Annotated in this window: 20 protein-coding genes, 1 tRNA gene and 1 pseudogene; 15 read left to right on the forward strand and 7 right to left on the reverse strand. The window is 66.5% G+C overall.

From position 1 onward, the window contains the following. Positions 1-154: 154 nt before the first annotated feature. The 7 genes from ihfB to KCI33_RS10820 all read left to right on the forward strand — a co-directional run bounded on the left by ihfB (position 155) and on the right by KCI33_RS10820 (position 4,833). The gene (gene ihfB, locus KCI33_RS10790; RefSeq protein ID WP_212524796.1) at positions 155-439 is read left to right on the forward strand and encodes an integration host factor subunit beta; all 285 of its coding nucleotides are present in this window, start codon (positions 155-157) and stop codon (positions 437-439) included. Positions 440-450: 11 nt separating this feature from the next. Beyond that, positions 451-831, forward strand: coding sequence for a LapA family protein (locus KCI33_RS10795; RefSeq protein ID WP_212524797.1), 381 nt, complete (start codon positions 451-453; stop codon positions 829-831). Further along, a complete protein-coding gene (locus tag KCI33_RS10800; RefSeq protein WP_212524798.1) occupies positions 828-1,475 on the forward strand; it encodes a phosphoribosylanthranilate isomerase in 648 nt (215 codons plus the stop codon). The genes KCI33_RS10795 and KCI33_RS10800 overlap by 4 nt, the downstream gene beginning before the upstream one ends. A gap of 92 nt (positions 1,476-1,567) precedes the next feature. Continuing rightward, complete coding sequence (gene trpB, locus KCI33_RS10805) at positions 1,568-2,800, forward strand: tryptophan synthase subunit beta (protein ID WP_212524799.1); 1,233 nt, start codon at positions 1,568-1,570, stop codon at positions 2,798-2,800. 164 nt (positions 2,801-2,964) lie between these two features. Further along, a complete protein-coding gene (locus KCI33_RS10810; protein ID WP_212524800.1) occupies positions 2,965-3,669 on the forward strand; it encodes a hypothetical protein in 705 nt (234 codons plus the stop codon). 88 nt (positions 3,670-3,757) lie between these two features. Then, on the forward strand, positions 3,758-4,279 hold the full coding sequence (locus KCI33_RS10815; RefSeq protein WP_212524801.1) for a hypothetical protein: 522 nt from the start codon (positions 3,758-3,760) through the stop codon (positions 4,277-4,279). Positions 4,280-4,332: 53 nt separating this feature from the next. Next, positions 4,333-4,833: a LuxR C-terminal-related transcriptional regulator gene (locus KCI33_RS10820; protein WP_212524802.1), complete on the forward strand. Its 501-nt coding sequence runs from the start codon at positions 4,333-4,335 to the stop codon at positions 4,831-4,833. On the opposite strand, the gene KCI33_RS10825 is transcribed toward KCI33_RS10820, so the two are convergent. From KCI33_RS10825 to KCI33_RS10840, 4 genes are all read right to left on the reverse strand, one after another. After that, complete coding sequence (locus KCI33_RS10825; protein WP_212524803.1) at positions 4,830-5,216, reverse strand: DUF2237 domain-containing protein; 387 nt, start codon at positions 5,214-5,216, stop codon at positions 4,830-4,832. The two genes, KCI33_RS10820 and KCI33_RS10825, sit on opposite strands and share 4 nt — an antisense overlap. A 70-nt stretch (positions 5,217-5,286) precedes the next feature. Next, positions 5,287-5,973: an aminoacyl-tRNA hydrolase gene (pth, locus tag KCI33_RS10830; protein ID WP_212524804.1), complete on the reverse strand. Its 687-nt coding sequence runs from the start codon at positions 5,971-5,973 to the stop codon at positions 5,287-5,289. Positions 5,974-6,091: 118 nt separating this feature from the next. Next, positions 6,092-6,721, reverse strand: a complete 630-nt coding sequence (locus KCI33_RS10835) for a 50S ribosomal protein L25/general stress protein Ctc (RefSeq protein WP_212524805.1) — start codon at positions 6,719-6,721, stop codon at positions 6,092-6,094. Positions 6,722-7,053: 332 nt separating this feature from the next. Next, positions 7,054-8,217, reverse strand: a complete 1,164-nt coding sequence (locus tag KCI33_RS10840; RefSeq protein WP_212524806.1) for an alpha-hydroxy acid oxidase — start codon at positions 8,215-8,217, stop codon at positions 7,054-7,056. Between the two features lie 128 nt (positions 8,218-8,345). Here KCI33_RS10840 and KCI33_RS10845 point away from each other — a divergent pair, with 128 nt between their 5' ends. Then, positions 8,346-9,119, forward strand: coding sequence for a ZIP family metal transporter (locus KCI33_RS10845; RefSeq protein WP_249139023.1), 774 nt, complete (start codon positions 8,346-8,348; stop codon positions 9,117-9,119). A 43-nt stretch (positions 9,120-9,162) separates the two neighbouring features. Here the strand turns inward: KCI33_RS10845 and trpA are convergent, their stop codons facing one another. Then, a complete protein-coding gene (gene trpA, locus KCI33_RS10850) occupies positions 9,163-9,954 on the reverse strand; it encodes a tryptophan synthase subunit alpha (protein ID WP_212524807.1) in 792 nt (263 codons plus the stop codon). 123 nt (positions 9,955-10,077) lie between these two features. Here trpA and ychF point away from each other — a divergent pair, with 123 nt between their 5' ends. From ychF to KCI33_RS10880, 6 genes and pseudogenes are all read left to right on the forward strand, one after another. Next, on the forward strand, positions 10,078-11,175 hold the full coding sequence (gene ychF / locus KCI33_RS10855; RefSeq protein ID WP_212524808.1) for a redox-regulated ATPase YchF: 1,098 nt from the start codon (positions 10,078-10,080) through the stop codon (positions 11,173-11,175). Positions 11,176-11,355: 180 nt separating this feature from the next. Continuing rightward, positions 11,356-12,669: an efflux RND transporter periplasmic adaptor subunit gene (locus KCI33_RS10860; protein WP_212524809.1), complete on the forward strand. Its 1,314-nt coding sequence runs from the start codon at positions 11,356-11,358 to the stop codon at positions 12,667-12,669. Next, entirely contained in the window at positions 12,666-15,767 is a 3,102-nt protein-coding gene (locus KCI33_RS10865; RefSeq protein ID WP_212524810.1) for an efflux RND transporter permease subunit, read from the forward strand. Before KCI33_RS10860 ends, KCI33_RS10865 begins: the two co-directional genes overlap by 4 nt. Before the next feature lie 208 nt (positions 15,768-15,975). After that, positions 15,976-16,407: a c-type cytochrome gene (locus tag KCI33_RS10870; protein ID WP_212524811.1), complete on the forward strand. Its 432-nt coding sequence runs from the start codon at positions 15,976-15,978 to the stop codon at positions 16,405-16,407. A gap of 751 nt (positions 16,408-17,158) precedes the next feature. Next, a tRNA-Ser gene (locus tag KCI33_RS10875) sits at positions 17,159-17,248 on the forward strand. A 676-nt stretch (positions 17,249-17,924) separates the two neighbouring features. Next, positions 17,925-19,036 (forward strand): annotated as a pseudogene (locus KCI33_RS10880) (IS3 family transposase). 95 nt (positions 19,037-19,131) lie between these two features. On the opposite strand, the gene KCI33_RS10885 reads toward KCI33_RS10880, so the two are convergent. Next, entirely contained in the window at positions 19,132-20,688 is a 1,557-nt protein-coding gene (locus KCI33_RS10885; protein WP_212524812.1) for a hypothetical protein, read from the reverse strand. 639 nt (positions 20,689-21,327) lie between these two features. Next, on the reverse strand, positions 21,328-21,978 hold the full coding sequence (locus tag KCI33_RS10890; protein WP_212524813.1) for a cupin domain-containing protein: 651 nt from the start codon (positions 21,976-21,978) through the stop codon (positions 21,328-21,330). A gap of 159 nt (positions 21,979-22,137) precedes the next feature. Between KCI33_RS10890 and KCI33_RS10895 the strand changes: the two genes are divergently transcribed. Then, a complete protein-coding gene (locus KCI33_RS10895; RefSeq protein WP_212524814.1) occupies positions 22,138-24,585 on the forward strand; it encodes an FAD-dependent oxidoreductase in 2,448 nt (815 codons plus the stop codon). The last annotated feature ends 6 nt before the right edge of the window (positions 24,586-24,591 follow it).

Below are 24,591 nucleotides of genomic sequence, written 5' to 3' on the forward strand. Positions count from 1 at the left end.
CCCGGCGGCTGGCCTCGGAAATCGCGTCGAAGGCAGCAGTTTTCCCCCGCATTTCAATGGTTTCTGTTTCTCTGTCGGGAAAACGCGCATATAGTCGCAACGACGAGACACTCAACCGGCGCAGCACCAGGCGCCATCCGCGGGGGAGGCGCCCATGATCCGTTCCGAGTTGATCCAGAAAATCGCCGAGGAGAACCCGCATCTCTACCAACGGGATGTCGAGCGGATCGTGAACACCATCTTCGAAGAGATCATCTCGGCCATGGCCCGCGGCGACCGGGTCGAGCTGCGCGGCTTCGGCGCCTTCTCGGTGAAGAAGCGCGAGGCCCGCATCGGCCGGAACCCGCGCACCGGCGAGGCGGTGGAGGTTGAAGAGAAATACGTTCCGTTCTTTAAGACGGGCAAGCTGCTGCGCGAACGCCTGAACGACGAGAAATAGACGGACATCCGATGCGATACCTGCGCTACCTGTTCCTTGCGGTGCTGGCGATCTGCCTGATCACCGTGGCCCTGGCCAACCGTCAGATCGTGACCCTGCGCCTGCTGCCCGAGGAAATGGCGGCGTTCTCCGGGATCTCCTGGCAACTGCACCTGCCGCTTTTCCTGGTGGTGTTCCTGGGCATCGTGGCGGGGCTTCTGATCGGCTTCGTCTGGGAATGGCTGCGCGAGGCGAGGCTGCGCGCCGAGGCCGGCCGCGCCCGGCGCGAGGCCGCCACGCTGGAGCGCGAGGTCAAGCGCCTGAAGCACAGCCAGGCCGAGAGCGAGGGTAAGGACGAGGTCCTGGCCCTGCTCGAGGACGGCGGCGGCAAGGCGGGGCGAGCGGGCGCGTGACCGCCGATATCCGGGTCAAGATCTGCGGCCTGCGCGACGCGGCCTCGATCGCGGCTGCGGTGGCGGCGGGGGCGGCCTATGTCGGATTTGTCTTCTTCCCGAAATCGCCGCGCGCCGTGACCCCCGACGAGGCGCGCGCGCTGGCCGCCGAGGTGCCGCCCGGCGTCGCCAAGGTGGCGCTGGTGGTCGATGCCGACGACGCCACTCTGGACGGGATCGTGGGCGAGGTGCCGCTCGACATGCTCCAGCTGCACGGCTCGGAGACGCCGGCGCGCGTGGCCGAGATCCGGGCGCGCTACGGGTTGCCGGTGATGAAGGCGGTGGGGATCGCCGAAGAGGCGGATCTGCCCAAGCTGGCCGAATTCGGACGGGTGGCCGATCAGATCCTGGTGGACGCCAAGCCGCCGAAAGGGGCCGCGCTGCCCGGCGGCAATGCGATCGCCTTCGACTGGCGGCTGATCGCGAACCGGCGCTGGCCGGTGCCGTGGATGCTGGCCGGCGGCCTGACGCCGGAAAACGTGGCGCTGGCCATCCGCATGACCGGGGCGAAACAGGTCGATGTCTCCTCTGGCGTGGAAAGCGCGCCGGGGGTGAAGGACGCGGACCTGATCCGCGCCTTCATCGCGGCTGCCCGGCGGGCCTGAGCGCCGCCAGGCCCGCCGGCGCGGCGATTTTCTCATGGTCAATCCCGGCCCTTCGCCCTAAACACGACAGGCAGAGAGCGGGGAGTTCAACCATGTCCGACGACCTTATCAACAGCTTCATGACCGGCCCCGACGAGAAGGGCCGCTTCGGTATCTTTGGCGGCCGTTTCGTCAGCGAAACCCTGATGCCGCTGATCCTCAGCCTTGAGGAGGAATACGAAAAGGCCAAGACCGACCAGAGCTTCTGGGACGAGATGAACGACCTGTGGACCCACTATGTCGGCCGCCCCAGCCCGCTCTATTTCGCCAGCCGCCTGACCGAGCATCTGGGCGGCGCCAAGGTCTACATGAAGCGCGATGAGCTGAACCACACCGGCGCGCACAAGATCAACAACGTGCTGGGGCAGATCATCCTCGCGCGCCGCATGGGCAAGACCCGCATCATCGCCGAGACCGGCGCCGGCCAGCACGGCGTGGCCACCGCCACCGTCTGCGCCAAGTTCGGGCTGAAATGCGTGGTCTACATGGGCGCCCATGACGTGCAGCGCCAGGCGCCCAACGTGTTCCGCATGCGTCTGCTGGGCGCCGAGGTGGTTCCCGTCACCTCCGGCCGCGGCACGCTGAAGGACGCGATGAACGACGCGCTGCGCGACTGGGTGACCAATGTGCGCGACACCTTCTACTGCATCGGCACGGTGGCGGGGCCGCATCCCTATCCGGCTATGGTGCGCGATTTCCAGTCGATCATCGGCAAGGAAGCCAAGGAGCAGATGCAGCGGGCCGAGGGCCGGCTGCCCGACACCCTGGTCGCGGCGATCGGCGGCGGGTCGAACGCGATGGGGCTGTTCTACCCCTTCCTCGACGACACCGATGTCCGCATCATCGGCGTGGAGGCCGGCGGCAAGGGCGTGAACGAGAAGATGGAGCATTGCGCCTCGCTCACCGGCGGGCGGCCGGGGGTGCTGCACGGCAACCGCACCTATCTGCTGCAGGATGACGATGGTCAGATCCTCGAGGGCCACTCGATCTCGGCCGGTCTCGACTATCCCGGCATCGGGCCCGAGCACAGCTGGCTGCACGACACCGGCCGCGCCGAATATGTCGCCATCACCGATACGGAGGCGCTGGAGGCGTTCCAGCTGTGCTGCCAGACCGAGGGGATCATCCCCGCGCTGGAGCCCTCGCACGCGCTGGCGCATGTGATGAAGATCGCCCCCGATCTGCCGCGGGACCACATCATCTGCATGAACATGTGCGGCCGCGGCGACAAGGACATCTTCACCGTGGCCCGGCACCTCGGTTTCGACATGGGCGTGACGGCCTGAAATGGCCGGCGCCGGTCGTAAACTCAGGTTTATGCCGGTCTGAGCGGGGTTTATGCCCCGCCAATTAAACCCCAGGTCGATGGAGGAGGCCGCCCGGGCGTGCTTTCCGTTCTCTCGCAGCGCCGCACGGGGTGTGTGGCCGCGAACCGGAAAGGAATGTGAAGATGAAGATCAAGAAATTCATTGCCATCTCGGCCGCCACCGCCCTGATGTCGGGAACCGCCATCGCCCAGCAGCAGAATGATCCGGTGATCGACGGTATCGTCTCGGAACTGGCCGCCGACGGCTACGCCAGGATCGAGATCCGCCGCACCCTGACGGGCCGTATCAAGGTCGAGGCCCGCAACGAACTGCGGGAGACCGAGCGGGTCTATGACCGCGACGGCAACCTGCTGCAGGAAGAGGGCCGCGGCCAGGGCCAGGAGGTCTCGCGCAGCTACGATGCCCAGGGCAACGTCCTGAGCGAGGAGGTCAAATCGTCGGATGACGGTGCCACCGAAGACGAATCGAGTGATGACGACAGCACCGACGATGACGAGTCGGACGATGACAGCGCCGACGACGACAGCTCGGACGATGACGGTTCCGACGACGACTCGGGCGATGACGATTCGGGCGACGGCTCCGATGACGACAGCTCGGACGACGACTCGGGCGACGACGGCGACGACGATCACGGCGGCAACAGCGGCAGCGGCGGCGGCGACCAAGGCGGTCAGGACGACGACTCCTCCGACGACGACGGCCAGGACGATGATGACTCCTCGGATGATGATGACCAGGATGACGATCAGGAAGACGACTCTTCGGACGACGACGGTGAAGATGATGACTCCGGCGACGAAGACGGCGATGATGACGGCAAATAAGGACCGGCGCGCATACTGAGCGCGGGTCAGGCCCGGCGTCCCGGCCGATTTCGGTTTGCGGGGCGTCGGCGTGGTTGGAAAAGGTGACATGATGCAGCGCAGGCAGTTTCTCGTGCAGCTTCTGGCGGCTTCGGCCCTCGCCACGGCCGTGGCCGCGGGCCCGGCTGCCGCGGCCAGCCTGGAAGATCGCGTGGTGGCCCAGCTCCGGGAGCAGGGCTTCACCTCGATCCGGGTGTCGCGCACCCTGCTGGGCCGGATGCGGATCGTCGCGCACGGGGGCGGGTATGAACGCGAGATCATCCTCAACCCCCGCACGGGCGAGATCCTCCGTGATTTCTGGGAAGGCCAGGAGCCCGGCGGCGGGCTGATCGCTCCGGACCGGAGCGGCGATCGTTCCGGCCCGGGCGGCAGGGACGGCGATGACGATGGCAAGGACGACGACGGCAGCGACGACGACGGCAAGGACGACGATAGCGGCAGCGACGACAGCGGCGGCGACGACGACAGCGGCGGCGACGACAACAGCGACGACAGCGGCGAGGATGACGACGGTGGCGACGACGACGGCGGGGAAGATGACGACAGCGGGGATGACAAGGATGACAGATGAACCGCGACCCGCACCCTGCGGCCGGCCCCGGTAGGCGGCGCGGGCGCAAGGCGATGACGGACAGGATCTTCATAGCGGCCGTGTGGCTCGTTCAGGCGCTCTGCGCCGTGTTTTTCGTCTCGGATATCTTCCTGACGGTGGTGGGCGCGCGCAGCACGCCGCTCAGCTGGCAGACCCGCGAACTGCTGGAGATCGGCGCCGCATTGGGGTTGATCCTCGGGCTGGTGCTGGGGGCCATGGCGTTGCGGCGCACCATGCAGCGCAGCGCCCGCGCCCATGAGCAGCTGCGCTTGGCGCGCGGCGCCTTCCTGGACGTCATCGAGGAACGGTTCACGGCCTGGGCGCTGACCCCGGCCGAACGCGACGTGGCGCTGTTCTCGATCAAGGGGCTGAGCACGGCCGAGATCGCGGCGCTGCGCAACACCTCCGAGGGCACGGTGAAGGCCCAGACCAACGCGATCTACCGCAAGGCAGGGGTCAGCGGCCGCCCGCAGCTTCTGAGCCTGTTCATCGACGACCTGATGGACGATGCGCTGCCCCCCGGAAAAGGCTAGCCGCTGCGCCCCGCCGCATGCGCCTTCAGCACCGCCAGCGGCACGATCTCCAAGGCCGCCTCATGGGTGGCCTCCAGCCGCACCTCGGGCGCGCAGCCCTCGTCATGGGCCTGCAGGAAACGGCCGGCGCACAGGCACCAGCGATCACCCGGTTTCAGCCCGGCAAAGCCGAATTCGGGGCGCGGCGTGCTGAGATCGTTACCGACATATTTGGAATAGGCCAGGAACTCGGCAGTCATGACCGCGCAGACCGTGTGGCTGCCGCGGTCCGCGGGCCCGGTGTCGCAGCAGCCATTGCGGAAGAACCCGGTCAGCGGCGCGTTCGAGCAGGGCGCCAGAACGCCCCCCAGGACATTGCGCGAAGGCAGCATGTCGACGGGCATTGCGATCTCCTTGCCGTTTCCGGTCATCCTGTCCCGCGGCGCGGCGCCGTCCGGCCTGCCGCGCGCGGGGTCATCTGAACTTGTCGGCCAACCTCTGCAGCGGGCTGCGGCTGTCGGTTTCGGGCTCGGTTTCCGGCGCGGGGGCGGGGCGGCCGTTGTGCTCCTCCGGGGCCGGTTTCGACGATCGCGGCGGCGCCACCCGCAGTGCAACCGCGTTCATGAAGCGGCCGGTGTCGCCCTCGGCCAGCGCGACGGCACCGTCCGAGATGCCGCGCAGCAGGTCGTCCAGCCAATCCTGATCGGCCTTGGCGAAATCGTTCAGCACATAGGCTGCCACCTTGTCCTTGTGGCCAGGATGGCCGATTCCCAGCCGCACCCGCCCGTAGTCCGCGCCGATATGGGCGTGAAGGGAGCGCAGCCCGTTATGGCCGGCATGCCCGCCGCCCTGCTTGACCCGCGCCTTGCCCGGCGCGAGGTCGAGCTCGTCGTGGAACACCACCACGTCCGAGGGCTCCAGCTTGAAGAAGCGCAGCGCCTCTCCCACCGCCTGACCCGAGCGGTTCATGAAGGTCCCGGGCTTGAGCAGCACCACCTTCTCGCGTCCCAGACGGCCCTCGCAGATCTCGCCCTGAAATTTCGTCCGCCAGGGCGAGAAGCCGTGATCCTCGGCAATCCGGTCCACGGCCATGAAGCCGATATTGTGCCGGTTGCCCGCATATTTCGCGCCGGGATTGCCCAGCCCAACGAACAGCCGCATTGCCCCGCCTCCTTCTGCCGCGATCCCGGACCCTACCTAAGGGTCCGCTTGCGCCGCCGCAAACAAAAACGCGAGGGCAATGGCCCTCGCGTTTCCAGTCTCGTCCTGCGGGGAGGACTTACGCCTCGCCGCCCTCTTCGGCCTCTTCGCCGGCTTCGTCCTCGGCGGAACGCAGGCCCGACGGAGCCGAGATGTTGGCGATCACGAAGTCGCGGTCGGTGATCATCGGCCGGGTGCCCTCGGGCAGCGCGATGTCCGAGATATGCACGATATCGCCGATGTTCAGGCCGGTCAGGTCAACGGTGATCTTCTCGGGGATGTCGCCGGCGGTCACCTTCAGCTCCACCTCCGGGCGCACCACGGTCAGCACGCCGCCCTTCTTGAGGCCGGGCGCGGCTTCCTCGTTGATGAACTCGACGGGGATGTAGAGGTTGATGCGCGAGGTGCGGCGCAGGCGCATCAGGTCCAGGTGGACCGGAAGGTCCTTGACCACGTCGCGCTGCACGTTGCGGCAGATCACGCGCACGTCTTCCTGGCCCTCGACCTTGAGGTTGAAGAGCGTGGACAGGAAGCGGCCCGCCTTCAGGCGCTTGAACAGCTCGTTGTACTTGACGTTGATCGGCTGCGGGTCTTCGCCGCCGCCGTAAACGATGCCCGGTACCAGGTTCTCGCGACGAGCTTGACGAGCGGCCCCCTTGCCCGTCCCCGTCCGAACCGTGGCGTGAAGATCAGGAATCTGACCAGCCATGATATATCTCCTAGGTTATGGGCATCCTCCAAGGGTGTATGCCCGATGAAGCCGCGCGTATAGACGAGACTCGGCCGGAGGAAAAGAGAAAAAACCGTCGCGATTCAAAGGAGGCGCCTGCGGCGCCGCGCCCTTTGGCCCTTCGGGCGGCTGGTGGCCTCATCCGCGGCGCGGCCCGCCCGGGGCCGGTCGCTTGCGGCGCCGGCGGACTGAGTATTTTTGGCCAAGAAGAAGGCTGCACGTCCTTTCTTCTTGGCTCAAATACTCCCGCCGGAGGCGCGCGGCGCCCGGAGGGCGGCGCAATACAAGCTGTGCGCCGAAGGCGCGCGATCTTACTGCCAGTCGCCCTCGAAGCCCTTGGGCACCATCAGGATGCTGCGGTCGAGCTCGGTGACCTTGCGCTTGCCGCAGAGCGCCATCGAGATGTCGAGCTCCTTCTGGATGATTTCCAGCGCCTTGGTCACGCCGGCTTCGCCCATTGCGCCGAGGCCATAGACGAAGGAGCGGCCGATATAGGTGCCCTTGGCCCCCAGCGCCAGCGCCTTGAGCACGTCCTGGCCCGAGCGGATGCCGCTGTCGAGATGGACCTCGATCTTGTCGCCCACCGCGTCCATGATCGCGGGCAGGGCGCGGATCGCCGAGAGCGCGCCGTCGAGCTGCCGGCCGCCGTGGTTCGACACCACGATCGCGTCGGCGCCGATATTGACCGCCTGCTTGGCGTCCTCGGGGTCGATGATGCCCTTGATGATCACCTTGCCGCCCCACATCTTGCGGAACTGCGCGATGCGCTCCCAGTTCAGCGAGGGGTCGAAGGATTCGGCGGTCCAGGCCGACAGCGACGAGGGGTCCGAGACGCCCTTGGCATGGCCCACGATATTGCCGAAGAAGCGGCGCTTGGTGCCGAGCATCCCGATGCCCCAGCCAACCTTGGTCATCATGTTGGCGATGGATTTCGGGGTCAGTTTCGGCGGCGCCGACAGGCCGTTTTTCAGATCCTTGTGGCGCTGGCCCAGCACCTGCAGGTCGACGGTGATCACCACGGCCGAGCAGTTCGCCGCGCGGGCGCGGTCGAACAGGCGCTGCATGAAGTCGTCGTCCTTCAGCGTGTAGACCTGGAACCAGAAGGGTTTCGAGGTGTGCTCGGCCACGTCCTCGATCGAGCAGATCGACATGGTGGACAGCGTGAAGGGGACGCCGAATTTCTCGGCGGCGCGGGCGGCCTTGATCTCGCCGTCGGCGGCCTGCATTCCGGTCAGCCCGACCGGGGCGAGGGCCACCGGCATCGCCACGTCCTCGCCGATCATCTGCGACGCGGTAGAGCGCCCGGCCATGTCCACCGCCACGCGCTGGCGCAGCAGGATATCCTGGAAATCGGTGGTGTTGTTGCGGAACGTCTGTTCGCTGTAGCTGCCGGATTCGGCGTAATCATAGAACATGCGCGGGACGCGGCGTTCGTAGAGACGGCGCAGGTCTTCGATATTGGTGATGACGGGCATGGCGAAACCTCTCGCTTTGGTCAATTCCGCTTACCAATGCATGCGGAGTCTGGCAATCCTGTTCCGCCGCGGCGGTCCTGCCGGGCAACGCGGTTGCCGCCCGGCGGCGTCTCGCGCAGGATCGGCGCATGAGTATCGTGACCTGGGGCCTCTTGGCGAGTCTGGCGGCCGGACTGATGACCGGGGTCGGCGCCGTGCCGGTGCTGTTGGGCCGGGCCGTGCCCGCGCGCCGCAACGACGCGATGCTGGGCTTTGCCGCGGGCGTTATGCTGTCGGCATCGTTCTTCTCGCTGATCCTGCCCGGGCTCGAGGCGGCGCAGCGGCAATATGGCGGGGTGCCGGCCGCGGCCCTGATCGTGGGGGCGGGCATCGGGCTGGGCGCGCTGGCGGTGGCCGCGATGAACGAGGCGCTTCCGCACGAGCATTTCATCGCCGGACCCGAGGGCGCGGATCCCGGCGCGCTGGCCCGGATCTGGCTCTTCGTCATCGCCATCACCATCCACAATTTTCCCGAGGGGCTGGCCGTGGGCGTGGGCTTTGGCGGGGGCGACGTGGGCAACGGGCTGTCGCTGGCCACCGGCATCGGGCTGCAGAACGCGCCCGAGGGGCTGGCCGTGGGGCTGGCGCTGCGCGCGCAGGGCTACGGCCGTCTCTATGCGTTCCTGGTGGCCACCGCGACCGGGCTGATCGAGCCGCTGGGCGGGGTCCTGGGCGCCGCGGCGGTCAGCGCCTCGGCGCTGGTGCTGCCCTGGGGGCTGGCCTTTGCCGCGGGCGCGATGATCTATATCATCAGCCACGAGATCATCCCCGAGACCCACCGTCGCGGGCATCAGAACGCGGCCACCGCCGGGCTGGTGGTTGGGCTGATCCTGATGATGGTGCTGGACGTGACCCTGGGCTGAGGCGCGGGACACGCGAATTTCTTGCTGGAAATCCTGTTCGCGGTCAGGCGCTGTGCGCGCCGTCGGCCAGGCCCTTCACATAGGCGAGGATCTCGGCCACGGGGCGGTTTTCCTCGATCTGCTTGACGATGGCCGAGCCCACGACAGCGCCGTCGGCCACCGCCGCGATGTCGCGCGCGTTGTCGGGCGTCTTGATGCCGAAGCCCACGATCACCGGCAGGTCGGTCTTCGCCTTGATCCGGGCCACCTCGGGGCCGACATCGCCGGCCTGTGCCTCGGCCGCGCCGGTGATCCCGGTGATCGAGACGTAATAGACGAAGCCGGAGGTGTTCTGCAGCACCTTCGGCAGGCGCTTGTCGTCTGTGGTGGGGGTGGCGAGGCGGATGAAGTTCAGCCCGGCCTTTTGCGCCGGGATGCAGAGTTCCTCGTCCTCTTCCGGGGGCAGGTCCACCACGATCAGCCCGTCCACACCCGCCGCCTTGGCGTCCACCAGGAACTTGTCCACGCCGCGGTTATAGATCGGGTTGTAGTAGCCCATCATCACGATCGGGGTCTCGTCGTCGCCCTTGCGGAACTCGGCCGCCATATCCAGCGTCTTCTGCAGGGTCTGGCCCGCCTCCAGCGCGCGCTGGCCCGCCAGCTGGATGGTCGGGCCGTCGGCCATCGGGTCGGTGAAGGGGATGCCCATCTCGATGATGTCCACGCCGGCGCCCGGCAGGCCCTTCACGATCTCCAGCGAGGTGTCGTAATCGGGGTCGCCCGCCATGACATAGGCGACGAAGGCTTTCTTGCCCTCGGCGTTCAGGGCGGCGAATTTGCGGTCGATGCGGGTCATGGGCGTCCTCTGGTCTGGTTCCCTGCGGTTTGCGGCATCGCGCCCCGAAAATCAATGCCCCGCTTGACCTCTGCCCGCCGCAGCCCCTACATGCGCCCGACCCTTTTCGAGGAGACACAGGCGATGGGCTTCAAAACCGGGATCGTGGGGCTGCCGAATGTCGGCAAGTCGACGCTGTTCAATGCGCTGACCAGGACGGCCGCGGCGCAGGCCGCCAACTTCCCCTTCTGCACGATCGAGCCCAACGTGGGCGAGGTGGCGGTGCCCGATGCGCGCCTCGACACGCTGGCCCGGATCGCCGGGTCGAAAGCGATCATCCCCGCGCGCATGACCTTCGTCGACATCGCCGGGCTGGTGAAGGGCGCCTCCAAGGGCGAGGGGCTGGGCAACCAGTTCCTGGCCAATATCCGCGAATGCGACGCCATCGCCCACGTCCTGCGCTGCTTCGAGGATGACGACGTGACCCATGTCGAGGGCCGCGTGAACCCCGTCGAGGATGCCGCCACCATCGAGACCGAGCTGATGATCGCCGACATGGAGTCGATCGAGAAGCGGCTGCAGAACCTCACCCGCAAGGTGCGCGGCGGCGACAAGGAGGCGGTCCAGCAGGAGCGCCTGCTGAAGGCCGCGCTGGCCGCGCTGGAGGAGGGCAGACCCGCCCGCACCGTCGAGGTGGACGACGAGGACCGCAAGGCCTGGGACATGCTGCAACTGCTGACCAGCAAGCCGATCCTCTGTGTCTGCAACGTCTCCGAGGAGGAGGCCGCCACCGGCAATGACCATTCTCGCGCGGTCGAGAAGATGGCGGCCGAGCAGGGCGCGGCCGCGGTGGTGATCTCGGCCAAGATCGAGGAGGAGATCAGCCAGCTCGACCGCGAGGAGGCCGAGGTCTTCCTCGAGGAACTGGGGCTGAAGGAGGCCGGTCTCGACCGCATGATCCGCGCGGGCTACGAGCTGCTGGGGCTGCAGACCTATTTCACCATCGGCCCCAAGGAGGCGCGCGCCTGGACCATCGCCAAGGGCACGCTGGCGCCGCAGGCGGCGGGCGTCATCCACGGCGATTTCGAGCGCGGCTTCATCCGGGCCGAGACCATCGGCTACGAGGATTTCGTGGCCTGCGGCGGCGAGCAGGGCGCCAAGGACGCGGGCAAGATGCGCGCCGAGGGCAAGGGTTACGCGGTGAAGGACGGCGACGTGCTGCACTTCCTCTTCAACGCCTGATCCGGCAGCGCCCGGAAATTTCCGCGAACGCCCCATGCGCCCCGCCGCGCATGGGGCGTTCGTCGTTTCTGCGGGGTCTTTACGCGCCGCCCGCGGGCCGGGCGCGCCTGGCGCGAAGGGGCTAGGCGGCGGGCTGTTCTGCCCCTAGACATATTCGCGACATTCAATATGAGGTATTCCATGCCGATTTGGTCCAAAGCATTTTTCCGCATGCTTGCCTTCGCCGCGCCGGTCGCGCTCGGCGGGCTGAGCGTGGCCTATTCCGACGCCCTGAAACAGCCGCCTGCCGGCAAGGAGCGCAGCCAGCCGCCCACCCCGGTGCGCGTGCTGACTATGGCCCCGGTCGAGATGGTGCCGCGCATCACCGGCTACGGCACGGTGGCGCCGACGCGCGAATGGCGCGCGATCGCGCGGGTCGAGGGCGAGGTGATCGAGACCGCGCCGCAGCTCGCCAGCGGCGAGATCGTGCCGGCGGGCACGACGCTGGTGCGGCTCGACGACACCGACCTGCGGCTGTCCTTGGCGCAGATGGACGCGCAGCTCGCGGCGCAGGCGGTGAAGGACGAGACGCTGACCGCCAGCCTGCAGATCGCGCGCTCGGACCTCGCGCTCGCGCTGGGCGATCTGAACCGCCAGCAGGAGTTGGCCGATCAGGGCGTCGCCACCCAGGCCAAGCGCGACACCGCGCGCCGGGCCGAACTGTCGTCGCGTGCCAGGGTCACCGAGATCGAGAACCAGCTGGCCCTGAACGCGGCCGAGCGCGAGGTGCTTAAGGCGCAGCGCGCCACCGCCGCGCGGGCGCTGGAATTCACCGCGATCAAGGCGCCCTACGACATGCGGATCGGCAGCGTCGACGCCGAGATCGGGCAGGTGGTCAACCGCGGCCAGACGCTCCTGACCGCCGAGGGCATCGACGCGGTCGAGATCGCGGCGCAGTTCGCCATCGGCCGGGTCGGGCCGCTGGTGCGCGCCATGGGCGACGGCGCCAATGTGCTGGGGCTGAAGGCCCGGGTGCGGCTGCCCGCGCCCGGCCATTCGGTGATCTGGGAGGCGACGGTGGACCGCGTGGGCGAGGCCATCGACGCCCGCACCCAGAGCAGTACCATCGTGGTGCGGGTCGATCAGCCAGTGGCGCAGGCCCAGGCCGGGCAGCGCCCGCCGCTCAGGCGCAACATGTTCGTCGAGGTCATCCTCAGCGCGCCGAAGCGGCCGGTGCTGGCGGCGCCGCTGGACGCGGTGCGCGGCGGCAAGGCGCTGGTGGTCAGCGCCGAGGGCACGCTTGAGCGGCGCGAGGTGACGGTGGGCTACACCATCGGCGACATCGCCGTGGTCACCGAGGGGCTGGCGGAGGGCGACAAGCTGGTCGTCACCGATCCGGCGATCGCGGTGCCGGGCATGGCGGTCAAGCCGGTCGAGGACAAGGCGGTCAAGGCGCAGATCGCGGCCGCCGGCGGCGGTCAGGGCAGGGGCCAGGGCAAGGGGCAGGACCAATGATCCGTCTCTTTGCCGTTCACCCGACGGCGGCGAATATCTTGATGCTGGCGCTTCTGGCGCTGGGGATCGCCGCCCTGCCCACGCTTCAGCGTGATACCTTTCCGCTGGTGCCCCCTTCGGATGTCGAGGTGCGGATCGCCTATCCCGGCGCCTCGCCCGCCGAGGTGGAAACCGGCATCTGCCAGGTGGCCGAGGACCCTCTGCGCGCCGTCGACAACCTGGCCGAGCTGCGCTGTCTTGCGCGCGACAACATGGCTGTGATCGCCGCCGAGATCGTCGAGGGCGCGGACATGACGCGCTTTCACAACGACATCAAGGCGGCGGTGGACGGCATCGGCCGCTTCCCGGACAAGGCCGACGACCCGGTGACCCGCGTGGTCGAGCGCGTGGCCTCGGTCGCCTCGATCGCCGTGACGGGCCCGGACGACCCGCTGGTGCTGCTGGCCTATGCCGACGACCTGGCCGAGCGGCTGAAGGCCGACCCGGCGATCTCGCAGGTCACGGTTTCTGGCTTTTCCGGCCGCGAGATCGCGATCGAGTTCGAGGCCGCGGCGCTGCAGCGCTATGGCCTGAGCATCGCGGATATCGGCGCGGTCCTGGCGCGCAACAGCCTCGACATGCCCGCTGGCACGCTGGAGGGGCGGCAGGGCGAGGCGGCGATCCGTTTCCTCGGCGAGAAGCGCAGCGTGGGAGAACTGGCCGGGATTCCGCTGACCGGCACCGCCACGGGCGGCGAGGTGCTGCTGGGCGACGTCGCGAAGATCACGCTCGGCTTCAGCGACCCGGCGCAGGCGGCCTATTACAACGGCCAGCGCGCGGCCATCGTCTCGGTCAACAAGACCGCCACACAGGACGCGCTGAAGGTCAAGGCGGCGCTCGACGGCCTGCTGGAGCGCGCCCAGGCCGAGGCGCCGGGCAACATCGCGCTGGCGATCTCGCAGGATTCGACCTCCAACATCCGCGACCGCCTGCGGATCATCGCCGAGAACGGCGTGCAGGGCCTTATCCTGGTGCTGGCGGTGATGTGGCTGTTCTTCGGCTTCCGCTTCTCGTTCTGGGTTGCGATGGGGCTGCCGGTCTCGTTCCTGGGCACGATCTTCGCCATGCAGCTGTTCGGGCTGACCATCAACATGATGACCATGGTGGCGCTGCTGGTGGCCATCGGCCTGCTGATGGACGACGCCATCGTGATCTCGGAGAACATCGTGCGCCGCCGCCAGGCCGGTGAAGCCGCGATGGAGGCCGCGGTGAACGGCGCGCGGCAGGTCGGGCCGGGGGTGGTATCCTCGTTCCTGACCACGGTGATGATCGTGGGGCCGCTGGGCTACATGTCGGGCAACATCGGGGCGGTGCTGAAATACATCCCCATCGTGCTGGTGATCACCCTGATCGTCAGCCTGGTCGAGGCCTTCCTGATCCTGCCCAACCACGTGCACCATTCGCTGAAGGGCGATCTCGCGCCGAACCGGGTCAGCCGGGCGGTGAACGGCGGTTTCGACTGGGTGCGCGACCGGATCGTGGTGCCGCTGTCGGGGATCAGCCTTCGCTACCGCTATTTCACCCTGGGGCTGGCGGGGTTCCTGCTGCTGTTCTCGGCCGCGCCCTACACCGGCGGGTTCATCAAGTATCAGAGCTTTCCGCAGCTCGAAAGCGACACGGTCGAGGCGCGGCTCCTGCTGGTGCAGGGCGCGCCGCTGGAACGCACCGAGCAGCGCGTGGCGAAGGTCGTCAAGGCGCTGGAGCAGATGAACGCCGAGTGGACGCCGCAGCAGCCCGCCGGCCAGCCGCTGGTGAAGAGTTACACCATCACCTACAGCGCCAATGCCGACACGCCCGAGACCGGCCCGCACATGGCCACCGTCAGCGCCAAGCTGCTGCCGGCGGGCGTGCGCAGGACCGAGGTGACGGATATCGTCGACTACTGGAAGAAGCTGACCGGCCCGATGCCCGACATGGCCGCGCTGCGCTTCACCGACAAGGAGCGGGGGGCGGGCGGCAAGCCGATCGACATCCGCCTGCAGGGCGACGATCTGGACGCGCTGCGCGCCACGGCCAGGGAGATGCGGAAGTTCTTCCGCGAATTCCAGGGCGTGCGCGACGTGACCTTCGATCTGCAGCCCGGTCGGTCGGAATACATCATCACCCTGCGCCCGGCGGCGGCCTCGGCGCTGGGGGTCACGGCGCAGGGGATCGCCACGCAGCTGCGCGCGGGCTTCCGCGGGGATACCGCGCTGGAGGTGCAGGACGGGCTGGGCAGCCTCGATATCGTGGCGCGGCTGGACGCCGGCGACCGGATGACGCTGTCCGATATCCTTGAGTTGCGGATCACCGGGCCGGGCGGCACGCTGGTGCCGCTGTCGGCGGTGGCGGATGTGAAGCAGGGCCGCGGCTACGCCAGCATCAACCGCGTCAACGGCCAGCGCACGGTCACCGTGCAGGGCGCGATCAACCCCGCCATCGCCAATGCACGCGAACTGATGGCCGCGCTCAAGGCCGAGTTCCTGCCGGGCCTGGCCGAGAAGCACCCCGGCGTCTCCGTCACCATCATGGGCGAGGCCGAGGACACCGCCACCACCGGCGCCTCGCTGGGGCGCAACATGGTGATCGGGCTGATCGGGGTCTACCTGATCCTGTCCTTCCAGTTCCGCAGCTTCCTGCAGCCGGTGGTGGTGGTCGCGGCGATCCCGCTGGGCGCGGTGGGGGTGGTCTGGGGCCACATGGCGCTGGGGTTGCAGATCTCGTTGCCCAGCCTCGTGGGGCTGGCCACGCTGGCCGGCGTGGTGGTGAACGACTCGATCCTGCTGGTGGCCTTCATGAAGGAGCGCTTTGCCGAGGGCGCGGATCTGCCGGAGGCCGCGCAGGAGGCGGTGCGCGACAGGTTCCGGGCGATATTCCTGACCTCGCTGACCACGGTGGTGGGTCTGGGGCCACTTCTGTTCGAGCAGAGCACCCAGGCCCAGTTCCTGCGCCCGATCGTGGCCAGCCTGGCCTTCGGGCTGACCGGGGCGACGCTGCTGGCGCTGTTCGTCACGCCCGCCATGTTCGCGGTGCTGCACGACCTGCGGTTGGTCCGGCGCGAGGCGGCCGGCAAGGGTTGAAGACCCGCGTGCCGTCACGGCCTCCGCCCCGTTTCCCGGCCGGGGAACGGGCGGAGGCCCTGCGCCGGTGATCTCCCCATGCCGGCCGGCCGAAGGCCCGGCGGCGCGCTGCATGCGACAAGAACCGGAAACTGTGTTAGTCTGACCTCGCGTAACGGGAAACGCGCGATTTCGGAAAAGTTCAGTTTGCGACGGGAGGTCATTACCGATGAAACCTTTCTTTTCCGCCGTCCTGGCGGCGAGCCTTTGCACAGTCGTCCCTGCCTCCGGCGCCCATGCGGCGGGCATGACGGTGGGCGAGTTCGAGTACACCAACAGCTGCGCCTCCTGCCACGGCGCCAAGGGGGACGGCGACGGGCCGCTGGCCTCGTTCTTTGCGGCCGGCGGGGTGCCGCAGCTTTCGCTTCTGAAAAAGAACAACGGCGGGGTGTTCCCGGTATCGCGCGTCTACGAGATGGTCGAGGGCACCGCCGATGTGCGCGCGCATGGCGGCCGCGCCATGCCTGTGTGGGGGGACCGCTACCGGGCGCGCGCGGACCCGTCGCTCGATCCCGATTTCGGCCCCGCGGATGTCGAGTCCTATGTGACCTTCCGCATTCTCGCCCTGATCGAGTATCTGTCGACCCTTCAGGCGGAATAGGCGCGGGCCGGCATCGTTCCAGGCCGCGCAGGCCGACATCGGCCTGCGCGCGGAGGGCGGTTTTATGGTGAACGGGACGTCATCGGGAAAGCGGTCGCAGGCCTTGAGACCGGGGCATCGCCGCGCCGCGCGTCGGCGGCGCCCGGGCGGGGTTCAAGCGGTGTCGGGAATAGCGGAATTCGGTGGTGCGGTCCGGGCCAACTCGACCGTCCAGGCGGGGCGCTGAGGTCGATTGGCCTTAAATCTCGGGCGATCGCCGTCTGATGGGCTTTTCGATCCTCGAAATCCAGCCCCGTATCGTCCATGATCGGCGCGGTGGAGCCCATTATCGGCACCAAGCCGATCGGCCGCCGCCTCTGCGACATCCCCGACGTGGGCAGGGGCGGACCGCTGATCCGCGGCGGCCCGGCGCGCGAGGCGGCTGCGGCGGAAGAATATGCCGCCTTGGCCCGCGCCCGACCGCGGGGGTGAAGGATCCGCCTTCCGAGGGGGTGATCGGAGCGAACGGCGCGCCGCAGATGCCGAATCCGACGGCCCCCCGCGCCACCCGGATCGTGTCGGAAAAGCCGATGTTTTCAGCTCCGCGATGCGGTTTTCGCGGCAAGGGAAGCGAAACGGATGTTGCCCCAGACCAGCGCGTCCCGGTGCCTTTTCATGCCATTTCAAGGGTTTGGGGCCTTGATCCGCGACTTTCGAAAACCGGACAATTTCGCCTTGTAAATCCTATGCTTGCACGGCTATACGGGTCGGCGGAGACGTGGCCGAGTGGTCGAAGGCGCTCCCCTGCTAAGGGAGTAGACGGGAAACCGTCTCGTGGGTTCGAATCCCATCGTCTCCGCCATAACCATATGATAATAATAGATAATTTATTTTCGCTGCGGCGCAGAAATTTGTGTCTCTTTGCACGGTCAAATTCACCGAAATTCACCGAAATTCCGCCAATTTTGACAGAATCTGGCACAAAATCCGCACAGTCTTCGGGACTTGAAAACAACTTTACTGAAAAGCTGCCGCGCTGCGGCATGGGATTGCCCTGTCGTATTTTGCTGTATGACGTGACAGACGAGCTCTGGCGACCGCTCTGGAGCTCGCCCAGCGGCAAGTCGTGACACATACTCAGGCTGTGGGCGCTGATGTGTATGTTCCCCGCCCCGTTCGCGTGGCATTAAACGGATGTGCTGCCATAACATGGGGGGCCTCGTAGGCGTTCATTCGCCTCCACTGAAACTTGAGCTACCTGTACCAAGCATCAATACCGTTTGGCCGAGTTGGGCTAGCTGAGCATCAGATGTAATGGCTTTGGAAGCTCTCGAACGCTCGCTGCGTGACCAAGGTTGGATACACTTAATGGCAGTTCGGAGCCCATAGCTGCCATTTCAAAAAAGTGCAGAATACGACTCCAAGCCCGGAAATCAGAACTGCAGCACGATTCTGATTGAAGTTTGTTGGAGCTGACCTGCTCCCCTGAAAAGTCCTCGTTTTGAGGTTAGCCTGTTCTCCAACCGAGGAGACAGACGATGAAGAGAAGCCGGTTTAGCGAAGAGCAGATCATTGGCATCCTGAAAGAGCACCAGGCCGGGCTCAGCGCGAAGGAGTTGTGCCGCAAACACGGCATCAGCGACGCGACCTTCTAGAAGTGGCGATCGAAGTCTGGCGGCATGGAAGTGTCCGATGCCAGGCGGCTGAAGGCGCTGGAAGCCGAGAACGCCAAGCTCAAGAAGATGCTGGCGGAGCAGATGCTCGATGTTGCCACGCTGAAAGAGATGCTGGGAAAAAACTTCTGAGGTCCGGTTCGAGGCGGCGAGCTGTGGACTGGGCCATGAAGGAAAAGAGCTACTCGCAACGACGGGCCTGTGCCCTGGCCGGGATCGAGCCGCGTGTGTATCGGCGGCAGCGGACCGGGCCGGAGGACCGGGAGTTGCGCCAGCGACTGCGGGAGCTGTCGGGCGAACGCCGGCGGTTCGGCTATCGGCGTCTGCACATCCTGCTGAAACGTGAGGGCTGGGCCGTGAACTGGAACAAGCTCTACAGGATCTACCGCGAAGAGGGGCTCACCGTGCGTAAACGCGGCGGGCGGAAACGGGCCATCGGCACCAGGGCGCCGATGGCAATCCCACAGGGGGCGAACCAGCGCTGGTCGCTCGACTTCGTGTCCGACACGCTCTCGGAGGGGCGTAGGTTCCGTATCCTGAACGTGATCGACGACTTCAGCCGGGAATGCCTGGCCTCGGTGGTCGACACTTCGCTGTCGGGCATCCGTGTCGCCAGGGAGCTGGATCGGATTGCCGAGATGCGAGGTTATCCTTGCATGGTGGTCAGCGACAACGGAACCGAGCTCACCTCGAACGCGATCCTGCAGTGGCAGGAGGATCGGCAAGTCGAATGGCACTACATCGCGCCGGGCAAACCGATGCAGAACGGGTTCGTGGAAAGCTTCAATGGCCGCCTGAGGGACGAGTGCCTGAACGAGCACCTGTTCGCCAACCTGCGCCATGCCCGCCATTTGAGTGCGGCATGGCGCGACGACTACAACCATCACCGCCCCCACTCGAGCCTCGACGGGCTCACCCCGCGGGGGTATCACCAACGGTCAAGAGAGGACCAAACCCTGAACAGAGATAACTCATAAACAAGGACTCACAGGGGAGCAGGTCATTTCCCAAGAGTGGCGCCTTTCGATGACGCTCGAGTTCGCAACGGAAACAACCGATCCCGTGATCGCGGTCAGCGCCCCTTCCGCATGATGTAGAACATGTCGCGGGGGTCGGGAGTGCCAAGGAACTTCGGAACCACGCCAGCGCCGCCGCTTCTGTCCGAGGCGGCCATCTCGGGAACCAGATGCTCAATGTAGGTCTTGCCGCCGCTGTTGACGTAAAGCGCGAGATAGGTGAGTTCCGGCGCGTTCATGTCCAGCAACATGGCGTATTGGCAGCCATAGGCCTGAAAGGTCCGCGCCATGGCCGAGGGCGTCGCGGCCGGGAAGTAGGCGTAGGCGAGATAGCGTTGGCGTCCCTTACCCAGCATGCAGGCGCCCGCGCGCAGGGTGCGCAGTTTGGCCTCGGCCGACCCCGACCAGTTGCCCGCCCCCCATTGCGTCACATACCGCCCGGGAACGCCGCCCTCGATCAATGGCACGCCGTTTTGCCGCGCGAACCTGATCTTGGGCAGCAACTTGTCGTCCGAACTTGTCCAGGTCTTCATCTCGATCTGGCCGTTGTTCTGCACGAACAGGGTCGACAGGCCGGGCTGCAGCTTGCTGAGGATCGCTCCCTGCTCGACGAAGCCGTAGTGCGAGCCGCCGTTGACCGCCGCGAGCGGTCCCGACTTGAACGCCCCGTGATGCCGCTTGAACCCGCCGGCGAAGGTGGCCACCGTGCGGCCCGCCAAGCTGGGGCTGACCATGCCAAGCGGGACCAGAGGCGCGGGCGAGCCAACGCCATCCGGCCCCGGCAGCCCGCGGGCGCGCACCGATGCCGGCGGGCGCGACGACCATGTCAGACCCGGTTCCTGGGTCCCGACCGCATAGCCGAGATCATAGCGCGACAGATCGAACGCCACCAGGTAAACGGTTGACCCCAATTCCACCCCATCGAGCGCGTTCACGCTGCCCGGGCCCTGCAGGACCGCCTTGCTGATCGCCTTGGGCTGCAGGGCGCTCGCGAAGACGCCAGCGAGGCCGGCAACCGGGTGCCAGGCCCCCATCGTCATCTGGCCGGGGTTCGTTCCCGACAACCCAAGCCCCATCCGCGCGGCGATCACCTGAGGGCTGCCGGGCGAGGCAAGTGCCGCGGGGGCCGGCCCCCCACCCGATTGCCCGCCGCCGCCGGACGGCGCGCCGCGCGCCATGCTGAGGGTCGATCCACCCGCCCGGTTGCGCAGATACAGCCGCCCGCCGCAGATCGGCGCAAAGGGTCGGCGAGACGCCGCCGCCTCGGCAAGCGCAGACGGGTCTTGCCAGGGCGCGCATGTCATGGTCCCGCCCGAGCCGGTCAGTTTGAGCGCCGGACCGGAGGACAGTGAAATCTTCTGACCGCCGGGGTTGGGATTTTCGAGGTGATAGTATTTCTGTTGGCCCGCGCCAGCTTTGCCGATCTGCAAGAGAAACCAGGAATTGACCGCGGGATTGAGAGAAATCAGCCGCACCGTCGCGTCCGAACCCGGGAGGCTGGCCGACTGTTCGCTGCGGAAGGGCTGCAACTCGATGATGGATTTCGCCCTGGCGGCTTCGTATTGCGCGCGCTGCTCGGAGGGCGAGGATTGCACCTGTGCGACGTTGCCCAATATGCAAGCCGCCAGGGCCAGGGAAAACCGCAAACCGGACCGGGCAATACCAGGGGACCGATTGCCGTGACGGGGCGGATCCGAATGTGTAATTTGCACGACCTGGCGCTCCTTTTGCTTTGCCCAAGCGCGGTGAACAGGCCCGGGCGTGAAATCCGGCCGCGGTGAGCTACTCCCCGACCCTTGGACAGTTTCTCGGGTAATTAAATGCTGGTCACTGTCCCTGCTGATCGGCTTAAATGCTGTTCCAGTAGAGCACTGCTGGCGGTCGCCCGCCAAGTGCTGAATTTGGCTGCCGGCTATTCCTGCGCCCCACCAATTCGTTCAGGTCGCAGCATTTGGCAGAATATGCGCAACTCGGTCTTTCGGCGCGCAAGCAGCTGAGTGCGATGGCGGTTCCATCGTAAACATAGGGTTAGACTGCGCGCGATCCCGCAGTGCAGTGCCCAGCGGCGAGAGCTGTCTTCCCTTGCGTTCGGCACAATCATTTCGGCAAACCGAAGCTACACCATAACGCCGCCGGTCGGCGCAACGTTCTCGGATGCCGCATCCCTCGCCCGAACGCGCCGCCCAAGAGCGCCCAGGGTGCTCATCCACTCAGAAACGAACCGGATAGCCTTGTGGGGCAGGGCGGGCGCCTCAGTAGGTCGGTGGGGATATTGCCCAGATAATAACCGCTTCCTGATCGTTCTCATTCGCGTAACGATGGGGAATGGTGCTTTCGAAGGCAAAGCTGTCGCCTGTTTCCAAGTCCACCCGTTTATCGCCGAGCCACAGGGCCAGCCTCCCCGAGATGACAATCCCGGCTTCCTCGCCACGGTGTTCGTAGCGCTCCGTTCCGCTGGCAGAATGCGGCGCGAAGGTGCATCTGAGAAGCTCGATCCCGCGCGCCAGATTCGGGGAAAGTAATTCGTCGGTAATCCCGCTTTCGAAGGTGAGGCTGCGCCGCTTGTCATGCCTGACGACGAATTCGTCGAGATCGTCATCGAGGTTCTGCGCAGGTCTGAAGAACCATGAAATGTTCACCCCGAGCGCCCGGCTGATCGAATGCAGCGCCTTGACGGAGGGGGATGAAATCCCCCGTTCGATCTGGCTGAGATAGCCTTGCGAAAGGCCGGTGGCCCGGGACAGTTGGGTCAATGTGACATCGCTGGCCTTCCTCAGGAACTTGATCTCCTGGCCAACGGATACGCCAGCGTCGAGAACGTTTTCGATGTCCTCGATAGGCTCCGGCTTCACGGGGCCACGGAGGGCTTCCGACCTCGACAATCGCTTCGTTGTCTTTGCCATCCCTCTTGCCCCCTTGCTGTGGACGCCAGCGCGGCGAACTTAGTCGAAGCCATCGGACGAAGTAAAGGTAAGGAGCCTTAAATGAAACCATAGTGAAAAAAACATTGTAAAAATTCACTTTCTCTCGGATCATCTGCCGCGGTTGTCCGGGAGGGGAAGATGGGCGCACCAAGCAGAGCGGATGTCGTGATCGTTGGCGGTGGGGTGGCCGGGTGCTCCATTGCCTATCACCTCACAAAGCTGGGGATCACCGATGTGGTTCTATGCGAGCGGAAGCAGCTGACATGCGGCACGACATGGCATGCCGCGGGGCTGGTGACCCAGCTTCGCGCGACCCGCAACATGACGGAGCTCGCCAAATACACCGGCGAGCTTTTCGGCGCCCTGGAAGAGGAGACCGGCCAAGCCACCGGCTTCAAACAGAACGGCGCGCTGCGCCTGGCGAAAACCGAGGCGCGGTTCGAAGAGCTGAAGCGTGGCGTTTCCATGGCCCGGAATTTCGGGCTGGAGGCCCATGTCATCGCGCCTGGCGAGGTGGCCGAACGCTGGCCGGGGGTCGAGACCTCGGATCTTGCGGGCGCGATCTGGATGCCGAAGGACGGGCAGGTCAATCCGGCCGACGTCACCATGGCCATGGCCAAGGGCGCGCGGATGCGCGGGGCAAGGATCCTTGAAAACACCCCCGTGAAGCGGATCATCGTGGAAAACGGGGTTGTGCGCGGGGTGGAACTGGCCGAGGGCGAGATCCGGGCCGACAAGGTGGTGATCGCCGGGGGCATGTGGTCGCGCGACCTGGCCGCGCAGATCGGCGTGTCGCTGCCGCTGCATGCCGCGGAACATTTCTACATCGTGACCGAGCCTATGAAGGAGCTGAAGCGCGACCTTCCGGTGCTCTTCGTCGCGGACGAATGCTCCTACTACAAGGAGGACGCCGGCAAGCTGCTGCTGGGCTGTTTCGAACCCGAGGCCAAGCCCTGGGGCCATCAGGGTATCCCCGAGGATTTCTGTTTCGACTCGCTGCCCGAGGATTTCGAGCATTTCGAGCCGATCCTCGAAATGGCGATCGAGCGCGTGCCCGCCTTGGCGCAGGCGGGCATCCAGCTGTTCTTCAACGGCCCCGAAAGCTTCACCCCCGATGACCGCTACCTGCTGGGCGAAACGCCGGAGGTCGCCGGTCTGTTCTGCGCCTGCGGCTTCAACTCGGTTGGGATCCTGTCTTCCGGCGGGGTCGGCAAGGCCCTGGCGGACTGGATCCGCGACGGCCATCCGCCGGTCGAACTGGCCGATGTGGACGTGCGGCGCATGCAGCCGTTCCAGTCCAACAAGACCTACCTGTTCGACCGCACCAAGGAAACGCTGGGCCTGCTCTACCAGATGCACTGGCCCTACCGGCAGTATGAAACCGCGCGTAACGTGCGCCGCAGCCCGTTCCACGACCGCCTGCTGGCGGCCGGCGCCTCGATGACCGAGGCCGCGGGCTACGAACGTCCCGGTTTCTTTGCCCGCGAAGGACGCCCGACGGCGATCGAGTATTCCTACGGGCCGCAAAGCTGGTTCGCCGATGCCCGCGCCGAAAGCCTGAACACCGCCGAGAACGTCACCCTGTTCGACCAGAGCTGCTTTGCCAAGTTCCGGCTGGACGGCAAGGATGCGGCGGCGGTGCTGAACCGGGTCTCGGCCAACCAGGTCGACGTGCCCATTGGCAAGGTCGTCTATACCCAGTGGCTGAACGATCGCGGCGGGATCGAGGCCGACGTGACGATCACGCGCCTGTCGGAAACCTCTTTCATGATCGTCACCATCGTCGCCTCCCAGACCCGCGATTTCAGCTGGCTGCGGCGCTCCATCCCCGAGGACGCGCACGCGCATCTGAGCGATGTCTCGGCGGGCCTGCCCATGCTGGCCCTGATGGGGCCGAAATCCCGCGCGCTGCTGGAGGCGCTGAGCGGCGAGGATCTCGGCAACGCGGCGTTCCCCTTCGGCACCAGCCGCGAGATCCCGATCGGCTACGCGCAGGTGCGCGCGAGCCGCCTGACCTATGTCGGCGAGCTCGGCTACGAGCTCTATATCCCCGCGGATTTCGCGCAGCATGTCTTCGACCGGATCGTCGAGGCGGGGGCGGGGTTTGGGCTTGGCCATGGCGGGTTCTTCGCCATCAATTCGATGCGGATGGAAAAGGGCTATCGCCACTGGGGCCACGACATCGGCGAAGAGGACACGCCGCTTCAGGCGGGTCTCGGCTTCGCCGTCGCCTGGGACAAGCCCGGCTTCCGCGGGCGCGACGCCCTTCTGCGGGCGCGCGAGGCGGGCACGCCCACCCGCCGGCTGGTGCAGATCCGGCTGGAGGGCGGCGACGCCGCGCCGATGCTCTACCACGAAGAGCCGATCCTGCACCGTGGCCGGATCATCGGCTCGGTGACCTCCGGCGGATACGGCCACCGCACCGGGGCCTCGCTCGGCATGGGCTATGTCAGCGACCCCGGCGGCGTGACGGCGGAGTTCCTGAAATCCGGCGCGTTCGAGGTCGAAGTCGCCTGCGAGAGATACCCGGCGCATCTGCAACTCGGGCCGTTCTACGACCCGGCGAACGAACGCATCAAGGCCTGACAGAAA

Origin of the sequence: Actibacterium sp. MT2.3-13A (assembly GCF_018139985.1) — a bacterium.
Lineage (GTDB): Bacteria > Pseudomonadota > Alphaproteobacteria > Rhodobacterales > Rhodobacteraceae > JAGSOU01.